This is a genomic window from Cellulomonas fimi, from assembly GCF_028583725.1.
GTDB classification, from domain to species: domain Bacteria; phylum Actinomycetota; class Actinomycetes; order Actinomycetales; family Cellulomonadaceae; genus Cellulomonas; species Cellulomonas fimi_B.
Window position 1 is genome coordinate 1,010,501 of record NZ_CP110680.1, and the last position, 13,890, is coordinate 1,024,390.

Consider the following 13,890-nt stretch of genomic DNA (forward strand, 5'->3'; position numbering starts at 1 on the left):
GCCGGCCACCCCGGGTGCGGGTGACCGGCCCCCGGCCGGGTGTCGCGTCCGTCAGCGGAGCTCGACGTCGTCGATCACGTGCGTGCCCGCGTTGAAGTAGAGGTTCACGCGCTTGACGTCGGACAGGAGCGCGCCGCACTCGGCGGTCAGGGTCGTCAGGTCGACGACGAGCGGGTCGTCCCCGGTCCGCGGCCCGGAGACCCAGCCGACCTGCGCCGTCTCGCACCACTGCCACGACGACCCGAGCTGGATCGCGGCCTTGGTGTCGAACCCGGTCGTCGAGACGACGTCGAGCGCGAGGGCCGTGCGCCCGGTCCAGTCGGCGACGGACGGGGTGAACGAGAACCACCCGCCGTCGGGAGCGACCGCCTCGATGGCGAGCGCCCCGCCGGACGCCGTCGCCGACCCCGGACCGTTGTCGAGCGGCCCCCAGCCCTGCGCGCCGTCGGCGAAGTCCGAGAGCACCACGGGCTCGAGCGGCGACGGGAGCGCGTCGAACCGGTAGAGGTACCGGGCGACGTCCTGCCGCTGCACGGGCTTGAGCACCCCGAACGTGTACGGGGAGGCGGGGTCGATGACGCCGACCTCGGTCGCCCACGTGATCGCGGTCCGGTACGGGTGCCACGTCGGGACGTCGCGGAACGCCGCGGTGCCCTCGGGCTCGGGTGAGCCGGCGAGCCGCCAGAGGAGCTCCGCGGACGACGACCGGTCGAGCGGCGCGTTCGGCAGGAAGAGGAGCCCGTCGTCGACGAGGCCCTCCGCGACGAGCCACTCGACCGCGGTGTACGAGGCGTTGCTCTTCTTGACGTCGAGGAACGACGGCTTCGCGGGCGGCGTGAACGACGCCTTCTCGTACGCGTAGAGCAGCCGGGCCGCGTCGCCGCGCTTGACGACCTTCGTCGGCTTGAACGTCCCGTCCGGGTAGCCGTCGTCGAGACCCTGGGCGTGCAGCCAGAGGATCTCGGTCTCGTACGGGTGGCCCTTCGGGACGTCGGAGAACAGCGGCGGCGGCTCGACGCCGGGCAGGGCCGCGATGTCGTCGACCACGATCGACCCGGACGCGGCGCCGCCGTCGACGCTGTTGACGTAGATGTTGAACGACGTCAGGGCCTGGAGGTCGGCGTCGGAGATCCGCCGGTCGGCGTGCGCGGTGTCCCACGGTGCCGGTCGCCAGTCGACGAACGGGATCGTGACGCGCTGCGGCTCGTCGCCCGCGAGCGACGGGTACGCCTCGTAGGCGACGCCGCCGGCGTTGAGCTGGAGCACCATCTTGTTGTTCGACCCGTCGGGGTCGACCCAGATCGCGAGCTCGTTGAAGTCCGACCAGTCGCCGCTGATCTGCTTGCCCAGGCCCGTGTAGGTCTGGGTCGCGAAGTCGTAGTCGAGCCGCAGCGCCTTCGCGCCGCCCCCGACCGACCCGGTCTCGAGCGAGATCGTGTTCGCGCCGTAGGTGACGTACTCGGCGCGCAGCGCGGTGTCGTCGCCGTAGCCCTCGAAGTCGTCGACGACGCCGGGCGCGAACGTCGGCTTCGGTCCGAGGACGACCTGGTTCGTGACGTCGAGCGTCCCGCCGCCGCCGGCGGGCGTCGCCGTCGCCGACACGGTGTAGGTGCTGTTGTCGAGCTGCGCGGCGGTCGGCGACCACGGCGCGCTCCACCAGAGCGACCCGTCGTACGTGAGGTCGAGCGTGTCGACGACCGTGCCGCCCTTGGCGACCTCGACGGTGACGGACGTGGCCTCGGCGTTGGTGACGCGGACGCGCACGGTCGACGGCGACGTGGCGACGCGCGCGGCGTCGGCGGGCGACGCGATGTGCACGACGGGCTGCGCGGGTGCGGCGTCGACCGTCCGGTCGAACGCGCCGGAGACCTCGGACGCGAACAGCGTGAACGGGTCGGCCGCGTACGCCTGGAAGTCCTCCAGCAGCGCGTCCCCGGGCACGGGCACGAAGTGCTGACCGGCGTCGAAGTTGGCCCACGTCTCCATGTAGGCGTTGCGGCTCGCGACCGGGTCGGCCTTGATCGCGGCGAGCACCTTGGTGAACCACTGCGCGGGCGACGAGCCGTTCGTACCGACGCCGCCCGTCACGCCGAACTCGGTGAACGCGGAGATCTTGCCCTTCTCGTCCGCGATCTCGGCGATCATCCGCAGGTCCGCGACGAGGCCCGTGAGGAACGCGTCGGACGCGGTGTTGTCGTACGTGTCGAGCCCGAGCACGTCGACGAACTGGTCGCCCGGGTAGGTGCGCAGGTAGACGTCACGGTTGCCGCCGAACCCGCCGCCGGGACCCCATGCGTACAGGAAGTTGCTCACGCCCTTGACGTCGCGCAGGTACTCGACGGTGAACCGGTAGAGCTCCTGGTACTCGCCCGGCGAGCCGAAGGCCGCGCCCCACCAGAACCACGAGCCCGCGTTCTCGTGCCACGGCCGGAAGATGATCGGGATGAGGTCGCCCTCGGCGTCGCGCGACTGGTCCGCGAGCTCGGCGATGTCGTCGAGGTAGGCGACGAGGTCGGCGTGGTGCGAGCCGCCGGGCAGGACGGCCCGCAGCGTGTCGCCCGAGGTGTCGTAGAACGACCCGCCCGTCACGAAGTTCTCGACGTGCGCGCTCACGGTGTTGATCCCGCCGAGCGCGTCGGCCTTCGCGATGTAGTCGGCCATGACCGCGATGTTCTGGTCGCGCGTGTTCTCGGCGACGCCGGGCCGCTCCTTGCCCTCGATGATGAGGGTGTCCCAGCCGAAGACGGCGGGGAAGTCGCCCGTGACGTTCTTGACGTCCGAGGTCGTGCCGTCGGTCGGGCCGGTCGTGAGGCCGAACGACGTCGTGTGCTGGTGGCCGAACAGGATGCCGTCGCCACGGACGTCGTCGAGGTAGGAGAAGAGGGACCGGGTCTCGGCGGTCGCGCCGGTGTCGACGATGTGCACGGTGTCGTCGGCGGGTGCCGCCGGTGCGGGCGGGGCTGACTGGGCGGGGAGCGCGGACAGCCCGGTCACGGCGAGCGCCGCGGCCGTGGCGGCCAGGGTGCGGGCCGCCGACCGTCCGCGCGCGCGGCGCGGCAGGCTGCGGTTCGTCATTGAACCTCCAGGTGACGGTCGGGCCGAGCACCGGTGCTCGACCCTCCAGGGGCCGCGGCCGTCGCGAACCGGACGAGCGCGGACAGACTTCGTCAAGTTACCAAACTTAGTCGGAGCGGCCTAGACCGGACGGGCGCCGACCCGCGCCGCCTAAGCGATTCGCCGCCGCCGAGGGGCCGCCGGCGGGTGCACAGGTCGTGCACAGCCTCGCGACAGGTCGGCGCCAGGACCCGTCCCTAGCGTCGCCAGCGCCAACCCCGACACACGAAGGACACCCGCATGCTGCGCGCCTGGAGAGGGACCCGTCGGTGGGTCCGGGTCCTCGTCGTCGCGCTCGCCGTCGCAGCGGTCGCCACCGGCACCTGGTGGTTCACGCTCCGCGACGCGAGCAGCGCCGCCGCCGAGGAACCCGTGACCCGCACGGTCACCGCGAGCCTCACGACGATGGAGAAGACCGTCGACGGGACCGGCACGCTGACGCCGGCCGTGCAGGAGGACGTGTCCTTCGCGGTGAGCGGCACGGTCACCTCGGTCGCGGTCGCGCAGGGCCAGACCGTCACCGCGGGGCAGACGCTCGCGACCGTCGACACGCTGCGCCTCGACGCGGACCTGCTCGCGGCGAAGGCCACGCTCGCGACCGCGCAGGCCCGCCTCGACGACGCGCAGGACGCCGACGACGGCACGTCGACGTCCGACGCCCAGATCGCGTCCGCGCAGGCGCAGGTCGAGGTCGCGCAGGCACAGGTCGACGACGCGCAGGCCGCGCTCGCGGACGCGACGCTCGTCGCGCCGGTCGGCGGCCTGCTGACGGCCGTGAACCTCGAGGTCGGGGACGCGGTCGCCGGAGGCGGTGACACCGGTGCGACGAGCCCGCAGGGCGGCGACACCACGTCGACCGCGCAGTTCACGATCGTCGGGACGGACGCGTGGCAGGTCGAGATCGGGGTCTCCGACGCGGACGTCGCGCTCGTGGAGGTCGGCGACCAGGCCGAGCTCACGGTGGACGGCGCCGACGGCACCGTCTTCGGGACGGTCGCGTCCGTCGGCCTGCTGTCGACGAGCGAGGACGGCGTCCCGTCGTATCCCGTGACGATCGACGTCACCGGCGACCAGGACGGGTTGCACGACGGCGTCTCCGCGGACGTCAGCATCGTCTACGAGCGTCGCACCGACGTCCTGACGGTCCCGAGCATGGCGGTGTCGACCGTCGACGTGCAGACCGTCGTGACGAAGGTCCAGGCCGACGGGACGCAGGTCGAGACGCCCGTGACGACCGGCGAGACCTCCGACAACCTCACCGAGATCACCGACGGCCTGGCCGAGGGCGACTCCGTGGTGCTCGCGGTGCTCACTCCCCGCGCGACGCAGGACGGCGGCGGTCAGCAGTCGTTCCCCGTGCCCGGCGAGGGCGACATGGTCTTCCAGGGCGGCCCGGGCGGCGTCGCCCCCGGCGGCGGCACGTTCCAGGGCGGGCCGATGCAGGGCGGCGGCAATGGCTGAGCCCACGACGCTGGCGGCGCCCCGGCCCGCGGGCGCGGACACGCCGGCCCCCGTCATCGAGCTCGCGGGCGTCCGCAAGACCTACCGCACCGGCACCGTCGAGTTCGAGGCGCTGCGGGGCGTCGACCTGCGCATCGACGCGGGCGAGTACGTCGCCGTCATGGGCCCGTCGGGCTCCGGCAAGTCGACGCTCATGCACATCCTCGGCTGCCTCGACGTCGCGACCGAGGGCACCTACCGGCTCGCGGGCGAGGACGTCGGCGACCTCGACGAGGTCGACCTCGCGGACATCCGCAACCGGCGCATCGGCTTCGTGTTCCAGCAGTTCCACCTGCTGCCGTCGCTGTCGGCCTGGCGGAACGTCGAGCTGCCGCTCGTCTACGGGCAGGTCGGGGCGGCCGTCCGGCGCGACCGCGCGGTCGCCGCGATGCAGCGCGTAGGGCTCGGCGACCGGCTCGACAACCGCCCGGGCGAGCTGTCCGGGGGCCAGCAGCAGCGCGTCGCCGTCGCGCGCGCGCTCGTCGGCGAGCCCGACCTGCTGCTCGCCGACGAGCCGACCGGCAACCTCGACTCCGTCTCGACGCGCGACGTGCTCGCGCTGTTCGACGAGCTGCACGCGCAGGGCCGCACGATCGTCCTCATCACGCACGAGGAGGAGGTCGCGCAGCGCGCCGAGCGCGTCGTGCGCGTCCTGGACGGGCTGGTCCGCACCGGCGCCGGGGGTGCGCGGTGACCTGGACCGAGACCCTGCGCACCGGCTGGTCCGCGATCCGCACGCACGTCATGCGGTCGACCCTCACGGTGCTCGGCATCCTCATCGGGATCGCCGCCGTGATCCTCACCGTCGGTCTCGGCCTCGGCACGCAGAAGGACGTGTCCGCGCAGATCAGCGCGCTCGGCAGCAACCTGCTCATCGTCCGCCCGGGGTCGTCGACCGACGCCTCCGGCATGCGCGGCGGGTTCGGCACCGGCACGACCCTGACCCGCGCCGACGCCGAGGCGCTCGCGTCCGACGTGAACGCGCCCGACGTCTCGGGCGTCGCCGCCGAGAAGTCGTCGGGCGCGTCGGTCGAGGCCGGTGACACCAACTGGACCACGCAGGTCGTCGGCACGACGACGTCGTGGCTCGACGTGCGCGGCCGTGAGGTCGCGTCGGGCGAGTTCTTCACCGCCGACGACGAGGAGGACGGCGCCGCGGTCGTCGTGCTCGGCCCCGAGACCGCGACCGAGCTGTTCGGCACGACGCGCGTCGTCGGGCAGACCGTGACCGTGAACGGGACGGACCTGCAGGTCGTCGGGGTCCTGGCGGCCGCCGGCGCGAGCGGGGACAGCGACCTCGACGACGTCGCCGTCGTGCCGATGTCGACCGCGGCCGACACGCTGTTCGGCGGGACCGACCGCAACGCGGTCTCGACGATCTACCTGCAGGCCGCGTCGGCCGACCGGCTCGGCGCCGCCTACCAGGAGGCCGAGCAGACGCTGCTCAACCTGCACGGCATCACCGACGCCGACTCCGCGGACTTCACGATCAACAGCCAGGACGCGCTCGTGTCGACCGCGACCGCCGTCTACCGGACGCTCACCGTCCTGCTCACCGGGATCGCCGCGCTGTCCCTGCTGGTCGGCGGCATCGGCGTCATGAACATCATGCTCGTGTCCGTCACCGAGCGGACCCGCGAGATCGGCCTGCGCAAGGCCCTCGGGGCGCCGCCGTGGGCGATCCGGCGGCAGTTCCTCGTCGAGGCCGGGGTCCTCGGGCTCGGCGGCGGGATCCTCGGCGCCGTCCTCGGGATCGTCGGCGCGCACGTCCTGCCGGGGCTGCTCGACACGTCCGTCGTGGTGTCCGGCGCCGCCGTCGCCGGGTCGATCGTCGTCGCGCTCGCCATCGGGCTCGTGTTCGGCGTGTACCCCGCGACGCGCGCCGCGCGGCTCGCCCCCATCGACGCCCTCCGGGCGGAGTGACCGTGCCCAGCCGCCCCCGCCCACCCGCCGTCCCACCCACGACCCGGCACGCCGTCCGGCCCGCCGTCCGCGCCGCCGAAGGAGCCCTCGTCATGACCGCTACCGCGCTCGACCACCGCGACCGCCCCGCACCCGGCCGGGCCGCGCGTCCCGAGCATCCCGCGACGGCCCGTCGCCGGACCGCGCTCGCGCTGCCCGCCGTCGGCCTCGTCGTCCTCCTCGCCGCGTGCTCCGGTGCGGCGGGTGACGTGGGCGCCGACTCGTCCGCGAGCGCGCCCGCCGACGGCGGTGGTGGTGGACCGCAGGGCCAGCGCATCGACGACCCCGGCCGCGTGGTCGGCGAGATCGTCGCCGTCGACACCGCGCTCATGCAGGTCCGCGCCACCGACGAGCAGACCGCCGTCACCTGGTCCGGCACGACCACCTTCACGCAGACCGTCGCCGGCACGCTCGCCGACGTGACCGTCGGGTCGTGCGTCGTCGCGGTCGCGACCCCGACCGGCGACACGTCGGCCACGGACGGCACGTCGGACGCGCCGCTGGACGCCACGACCGTCACCATCACCGCGGCCGCCGACGACGGCACGTGCGGCGTGGGTGGGTTCGGGGGACCGGGTGGTCGGGGCGGCGGCACGCCCGGAGGCGCGCCCACGGAGCTGCCGACCGACCTCCCGTCCGGAGCCCCGTGGGGCGGCGACGGCGAGCGCCCCGACGGCGCGCCGACCGACCTGCCCTCGGGGGCCCCGACGACGCGGGCGTTCGGCGGCGTCGTGAGCGGGCAGGTCACGGCCGTCTCGGGCACGACGCTCACGGTGTCCGTCACGTCCGGACCGGGGGCGTCCGACGACGACGGCTCGTCCGGCGAGCCCGTCGACCGGCAGGTCCTCGTCTCCGACGCCACGACGTACACGCGCACCGTGGACGCCGACGCGTCCGCGCTCACGGTCGGTCGCTGTGCCTCGGTCCGTGGCGACGCCGACGACAGCGGCAAGGTCGCCGCGACGTCCGTGCAGGTCAGCGACCCCACCGACGGCGGCTGCTCGTCCGCCCTCGGCGGCATGGTGGTGCGCGGCGGCCCCGGCGGCATGCCGGGCGCGCCCGCCCAGGACGAGGACGGCACCGATGCGTGACGCCACCCGACCGGCCGGCGACGCCGCCGTGCCGGGCGTCGACACCGCGCCGCGTCCGTCGCTCGCACGGTCCGCCCGTCGTCGTGCCCGCCGCCGCACCGTCGCGCTCGCGACCGCCGGAGCCGCCGTGCTCTGCGGCGTCGGCGGGGGAGTGGCCCTCGCGCTGGGCGGCGACGGCACCGGGCGGTACCGCACCGCGACGGCCGAGACCGCGTCCGTCGAGCAGTCCGTCGACGCCGTCGGCTCCGTCGCGTCGGCCACGCGACGCGACGCGTCGTTCTCCGTCGCGGGCACGGTCGCGACCGTCGACGTCGCCGTCGGAGAGCAGGTCGCCGCGGGCCAGACGCTCGCCACGCTCGACACGGCCTCGCTCCAGGAGGCGGTCGGCGACGCCGAGGCCTCGCTCGCGGACGCGCAGGACCAGCTCGACACGGACCTGGCGTCGCAGACGTCGCCCAGCACGGACGAGACCGCCGCCCCCTCCGGCGCGACCTCCCCCACCGGCACGGTCACGCCGTCCCCGTCGACGGACCCGACGGACGACTCGTCCGCGACCCGCCCCGACGGCTCGGACACCTCCGCCGACCCGGCGGTGCAGGCCGCCGTCGCCGCCGTGCGCACGGCACAGGAGGACCTGCTCGCGCAGGCCGTGGCCGCGCACGACGCGCTCGCCGCGAGCAGCAGCAGCGTGGAGGCGTCGCGGGCGGCGTGCACCGCGTTCCTCGACCTGGTCGCGGACGACGAGGAGCCGCAGCCCACGCCGTCGACGCCGACCGAGCCGCCGACCGAGCCGTCGACCGACCCGACCGGCGCGGCGACCGGCGAGCAGGTCGTGCCGGAGCCGGTGACGGACGTCGTCGCCGACGACGAGGACGGCGACGACACCGCCGTCACGGCCGCGCTAGCGGCCTGCCAGGACGCGATCTCCGGGACGCTCGACGCGCAGGAGGCGACCGACGCCGCCCAGCAGGCGCTGACGGCGCTCGCGACGAGGCTCGACGAGGCGGTCGCCCGGCTGCGGGAGGTCGTGACGCAGGCGCTCGCTGGCCAGGGGACGACGGGTGAGCCGACGGACGCGGGCCCGACCACGGGCGGCACCGTCGACAGCGCGCGCGACACGACCGGCACGACGGGCACGAGCACTCCGGGCACGACGGCCACCGACCCCTCGGTCACCTCGGACACCCGCCCCGACGGTTCCGACACGACGAGCGGCGTCGCGTCGGCGGCGACGATCCTCGCGGACCAGGCGGCGGTCGCCGCCGCGCAGGCGGAGGTCGCCGTCGCGCAGGCTGCGCTCCCGTTCGGCACGCTGACGAGCCCGATCGCGGGCACGGTCGCGGCGGTCTCCCTCGCGCCGGGCGACACGGTCGGCGCGTCGTCGTCGACCGCGGTCGTGACGGTCCTCGCCGGCGACGGCCACACGGTGACGACGACCGTCGGCCTCGCGGACATCGACCTCGTCTCCGTGGGTCAGACCGCCACCGTGACGACGCCGAGCACCGACGCGCGTCTCACGGGCACGGTCAGCAGCATCGGCGTCCTCGACGTGTCGACCACGTCGGAGCCGTCCTACACGGTCGAGATCGCGCTCGACGCGACGCAGGAGCGCCTGTTCGACGGCGCGTCGGCGCAGGTCGTCGTGCAGGTGGCAGGCGTCGACGACGTGCTGACCGTCCCGACCTCCGCGGTCCGCACGGCCGACGGCGCGACGACGGTCCAGGTCCTCGACGGCGACGCCCCGAGCACCGCCGAGGTCGAGGTCGGCGCCGTCGGGGCGGAGCGCACCGAGATCCTCTCGGGCCTGTCGGAGGGTGACGAGGTCGTCCTCGCGGACCTCGACCAGCCGGTCGAGGGCGCGTCGGGCAGCACGTCGACGGGCCTGTCGGGCCTCGGCGACGACCAGCGTGGCCCGGTCGTCCTGCAGGGCGGCCCTCCGGCGGGCTTCCAGGGCGGCCCCCCGTCGACCCGCACCGGCGGCTGACCGCCGACCACCGCGCCGACGAGGGTGCGAGCCGTCACGGTCGTCGTGGCGGCGAGGCCCCGCGTCGCGCCCGCACAGGACGCACGGCTCGTCGTTGCGCCCGCGGACCGAGCGTCGATCGGGGGCGGCGACGAGGGCGCGCCGCGGGCGTCGGTAGGCTCGCCGCGTCGCCCGACGTCGGGCGCGAGGGAGGACGACGATGACGGACGCAGCGGGCGGCACCCCGCGAGTGGCGGTCATGGGCGGCGGCGTGATGGGCGAGGCGCTCCTCGGCGCCCTGCTCACCGCGGGCTGGACGCCCGAGCAGGTGGAGATCACGGAGCAGGCGACGGCGCGCGCGGACGAGCTCGCGGGCCGGTACGCGGTACGGACAGGGGCGTCGAACGCGGACGCGGCGGCACGCGCGGACGTCGTGCTGATCGCGGTGAAGCCGAACGTCGTCGGCGCGGTGCTCGACGAGATCGCGTCGGCGCTGCCCGGGGGCGCGCTCGTCGTGTCGGTCGCGGCCGGCCTCCCGATCGCGTTCTACGAGCAGCGGCTGCCGGTCGGCACGCCCGTGGTCCGCGTCATGCCCAACACCCCGGCGGTCGTCGGCAAGGGCGCGAGCGCGGTCGCGGGCGGCGCGCACGCGACCGAGGACCACCTGGTCCTCGTCGAGAAGCTGCTCGCGGCGACGGGCCTCGTGGTGCGCGTGGCGGAGAAGGACCTCGACGCGGTGACCGCGATCTCGGGCTCGGGCCCCGCGTACGCGTTCTACCTGGTCGACGCGATGGCCGAGGCGGGCGTGCTGCTCGGGCTGACGCGCGACCTCGCGACGCGGCTCGCGGTCGCGACGGTCGAGGGCGCGGCGGCGCTCGCGGCGCAGTCGGGCGACCATCCGGTGGTGCTGCGGGAGCGCGTGTCGTCGCCGGGCGGGACGACCGTCGCGGCCGTCGCGGAGCTCGACGCGCACGGCGTCCGGGCGGGCGTGGTCGCGGCCGCACGGGCCGCGGCGGAGCGGTCGCGGGAGCTCGGCGCGCAGTACGCGGGCTGACCGCGCGCGGCACGCCCGTGCGCGGGCGGAGTCGGGCGCGTGAGCCTCTCGGGCTCCGAAACGAGTCGGCGACGGGACACCCTCCGACAGGGCGCCGGGCCGCCTGCACCGGGCCGGATCAGCCTGCCGACGGGGCGTGAGGGCGGCCACAGGGGCGTCCTCGACTATCGAAACATGGGCGCGACGAGGCGGGTCGTCGCGATCGGGCCTCCCGGGAGCCGGTGAGGCGGTAGGACTGACGGGACGGACGTCGCACGGCGACGGACGACGTGCGGGGACGGACCCCGGACGAGCACGGGAAGACGAGGCGCGGTGGCCGAGATCGGGACGGACGGGGCGCCGAGCCGCCCCGCCGCTGCGCGCAACGGGACGACGAGCCGTCCACCCGCGATGAGCGACGTCGCCGCGCTCGCCGGGGTGTCGCACCAGACGGTGTCGCGCGTGCTCAACGACCACCCGTCGGTGCGTCCGGAGACGCGGGACCGGGTGCTCGCGGCGATCGCGGAGCTCGGGTACCGGCGCAACAGCGCGGCCCGCGCGCTCGTGACGCGCCGCACGGGCACGGTCGGCGTCGTGACGCCCGCGACGGCGCTCTACGGTCCGACGAGCACGCTGGTCGGCGTCGAGGAGGCGGCGCGCGTCGCGGGCTGGTTCGTGTCCGTGGCGACGCTGCGGCAGTTCGACGGAGACGCGATGCACCGCGCGTTCGAGCACTTCCTCGGGCAGGGCGTCGACGGCGTGGCCATCATCGCGCCGACCGTGCAGGCGGTCGACGTGCTGGCGGCGCTCGACTCGCCGGTGCCGGTCGTCGTGGTGTCGTCGGCGGCGGACGTGCCCTCCGAGCCGCACCTGCACGCGGTCGGCGTGGACCAGCAGCAGGGCGCCCGGCTCGCGACCGCGCACCTGATCGACGCGGGCCGCACGGGCGTGCTGCACGTGGCGGGTCCGCAGGACTGGTTCGACGCGCAGGACCGGCTCGTCGGGTGGCGTGCGGAGTGCGCGGCCGCGGGGGTACCGGTCGACGAGCCCGTCGTGGTGGGCTGGGCGGCGTCGGACGGCTACGACGTGGGGCGGCGTCTGGTCCGCGAGGGGCTGCCCGACGCGGTGTTCGCGGCGAACGACCAGCTCGCGCTCGGGCTGCTGCACGCGTTCTGGGAGGCGGGCGTGCGCGTGCCGGAGGACGTCGCGCTGGTCGGTTTCGACGACGAGGTCGGGTCGGCGCACTACGTGCCGCCGCTGACGACGGTGCGGCAGGACTTCTCGGCCCTCGGGGCGCTCGCGATCGACACGCTCGAGACGGCGATGACGGGCGGGGAACCGGGGCACCGGCTGATCCCGGCGGAGCTCGTGGTGCGGGCGAGCAGCGGTGCCCGTGGGTGACACGGCGAGGCGGCGGGCGTCGTCCGACCCGTGCGGGTCGGGCCTCGGGAGGCTGCGCGTCTGGGACCTCGGGGCTGGACCCCCCACCCGATGTGAGCGCTAACATTGGCTCACGCACCGCGATCTGACGGTGTGCGAGCGAGGGGTGCCGGCACGCCGTCGGCACCCGCCACCAGCGACGAAGGAGCCGCGACGATGGTCGACCCCGCCCAGGCACGAGACGCGATCAGCGCAGGCGAGACGACCCTCGGCATCGAGCTCGGCTCCACGCGCATCAAGGCGTGCCTCGTCGCCGCCGACGGCACGGTCCTCGCGACCGGCAGCCACGCGTGGGAGAACCAGTTCGTCGACCGCACGTGGACGTACTCGCTCGACGCCGTCTGGACCGGTCTGCAGGAGTCCGTCGCGGCGCTGCTCGCGGACGCCGAGGAGAAGCACGGCGTGCGGCCGACGGCCCTGCGCGCGCTCGGCGTCTCCGCGATGATGCACGGCTACCTCGCGTTCGACGCCGACGGCGAGCTGCTCGTCCCGTTCCGCACGTGGCGCAACACGTCGACCGAGGCCGCGGCCACCGAGCTCACCGGCCTGTTCGGCCACAACATCCCGCTGCGCTGGTCGATCGCGCACCTGTACCAGGCCGTGCTCGACGCCGAGCCGCACGTCCCGCAGGTCGCGTTCGTGACGACGCTCGCCGGGTACGTGCACTGGAAGCTCACCGGCAGCCGGGTGCTCGGCGTCGGCGACGCGTCGGGCGTCTTCCCGATCGACCCCGCGACGCGCGACTACGACGCACGCATGCTCGCCCAGTTCGACGACCTCGTCGCGGAGCGCCAGCCGGGGCTGCGCCTGGCCGACGTGCTGCCCGAGGTGCTCGTCGCCGGGCAGGAGGCGGGCCGCCTCACCGACGAGGGCGCCGCGCTGCTCGACCCGTCCGGCACGCTGCACGCGGGCGTCGCGTGCTGCCCGCCCGAGGGCGACGCGGGCACGGGCATGGTCGCGACGAACGCCGTCGCCCCGCGCACCGGCAACGTCAGCGTCGGGACCAGCATCTTCGCGATGATCGTGCTCGAGAAGGCCCTCGAGCGCGTGCACACCGAGATCGACCTCGTGACGACGCCCGCGGGCGACCTCGTCGCGATGGTGCACTGCAACAACGGCGCGAGCGAGCTCGGCGCGTGGGCCGAGGTGTTCCGCCAGTTCGCCGTCGCGTCCGGCCACGACACCGACGCCGACGCGGTCTTCGGCACGTTCCTGCGCGCGGCGCTCGACGGCGACGCCGACGGCGGCGGCCTGCTCGCCTACAACTTCCTGTCGGGCGAGCCGATCGCCGGGCTCGTCGAGGGGCGCCCGCTCGTCGTCCGCACGCCCGACAGCCGGCTCACGCTCGCGAACGTCGCGCGCACGCAGGTCTACGGCGCGTTCGGCACCCTGAGCCTCGGCATGCGGCTGCTCGCGGAGGAGGGCGTCGAGGTCGACGCGCTGTTCGCGCACGGTGGTCTGTTCCGCACCGCGGGCGTCGCGCAGCGGCTCCTCGCCGCGGCCGTGGACGCGCCCGTCGCCGTCGGGGACACCGCGAGCGAGGGCGGCGCCTGGGGGATCGCGGTCCTCGCCGCGTACCTCGACGCGTCCGACGAGCTCGACCTCGGCGCGTACCTGAGCACGCGGATCTTCGCCGACGCGAAGGTCGACGTCGTCGAGCCCGACGCCGACGACGTGCGCGGGTTCAACGCCTACCTCGAGCGCTACACGGCGGGCCTGGCGATCGCCCAGGCGGCCGCCACGGCGGTCTGACGGGCGCGCCGCCGGTCCCACGAACCCGCACGAGC

Annotated in this window: 9 protein-coding genes; 8 read left to right on the top strand and 1 reads right to left on the bottom strand. The window is 75.0% G+C overall.

Annotated features, from left to right (window positions below; genetic code table 11):
- Positions 1–51 precede the first annotated feature (51 nt).
- The gene (locus OOT42_RS04605; protein WP_273653776.1) at positions 52–3,075 is read right to left on the bottom strand and encodes a glycosyl hydrolase; all 3,024 of its coding nucleotides are present in this window, start codon (positions 3,073–3,075) and stop codon (positions 52–54) included.
- A gap of 279 nt (positions 3,076–3,354) precedes the next feature.
- Here OOT42_RS04605 and OOT42_RS04610 point away from each other — a divergent pair, with 279 nt between their 5' ends.
- The 8 genes from OOT42_RS04610 (at position 3,355) to OOT42_RS04645 (ending at position 13,855) form a co-directional block, all read left to right on the top strand.
- Positions 3,355–4,575, top strand: a complete 1,221-nt coding sequence (locus tag OOT42_RS04610; RefSeq protein ID WP_273653777.1) for an efflux RND transporter periplasmic adaptor subunit — start codon at positions 3,355–3,357, stop codon at positions 4,573–4,575.
- Positions 4,568–5,308: an ABC transporter ATP-binding protein gene (locus OOT42_RS04615; RefSeq protein WP_273653778.1), complete on the top strand. Its 741-nt coding sequence runs from the start codon at positions 4,568–4,570 to the stop codon at positions 5,306–5,308. Before OOT42_RS04610 ends, OOT42_RS04615 begins: the two co-directional genes overlap by 8 nt.
- A complete protein-coding gene (locus OOT42_RS04620; RefSeq protein WP_273653779.1) occupies positions 5,305–6,537 on the top strand; it encodes an ABC transporter permease in 1,233 nt (410 codons plus the stop codon). The genes OOT42_RS04615 and OOT42_RS04620 overlap by 4 nt, the downstream gene beginning before the upstream one ends.
- A 92-nt stretch (positions 6,538–6,629) precedes the next feature.
- On the top strand, positions 6,630–7,667 hold the full coding sequence (locus tag OOT42_RS04625; RefSeq protein ID WP_273653780.1) for a hypothetical protein: 1,038 nt from the start codon (positions 6,630–6,632) through the stop codon (positions 7,665–7,667).
- Positions 7,660–9,651, top strand: a complete 1,992-nt coding sequence (locus tag OOT42_RS04630) for an HlyD family efflux transporter periplasmic adaptor subunit (protein WP_273653781.1) — start codon at positions 7,660–7,662, stop codon at positions 9,649–9,651. Before OOT42_RS04625 ends, OOT42_RS04630 begins: the two co-directional genes overlap by 8 nt.
- A gap of 199 nt (positions 9,652–9,850) precedes the next feature.
- Positions 9,851–10,684, top strand: a complete 834-nt coding sequence (gene proC / locus OOT42_RS04635; RefSeq protein WP_273653782.1) for a pyrroline-5-carboxylate reductase — start codon at positions 9,851–9,853, stop codon at positions 10,682–10,684.
- Positions 10,685–11,074: 390 nt separating this feature from the next.
- Positions 11,075–12,064: a LacI family DNA-binding transcriptional regulator gene (locus OOT42_RS04640; RefSeq protein WP_273654778.1), complete on the top strand. Its 990-nt coding sequence runs from the start codon at positions 11,075–11,077 to the stop codon at positions 12,062–12,064.
- A gap of 195 nt (positions 12,065–12,259) precedes the next feature.
- A complete protein-coding gene (locus OOT42_RS04645; RefSeq protein ID WP_273653783.1) occupies positions 12,260–13,855 on the top strand; it encodes a xylulokinase in 1,596 nt (531 codons plus the stop codon).
- Positions 13,856–13,890 lie beyond the last annotated feature (35 nt).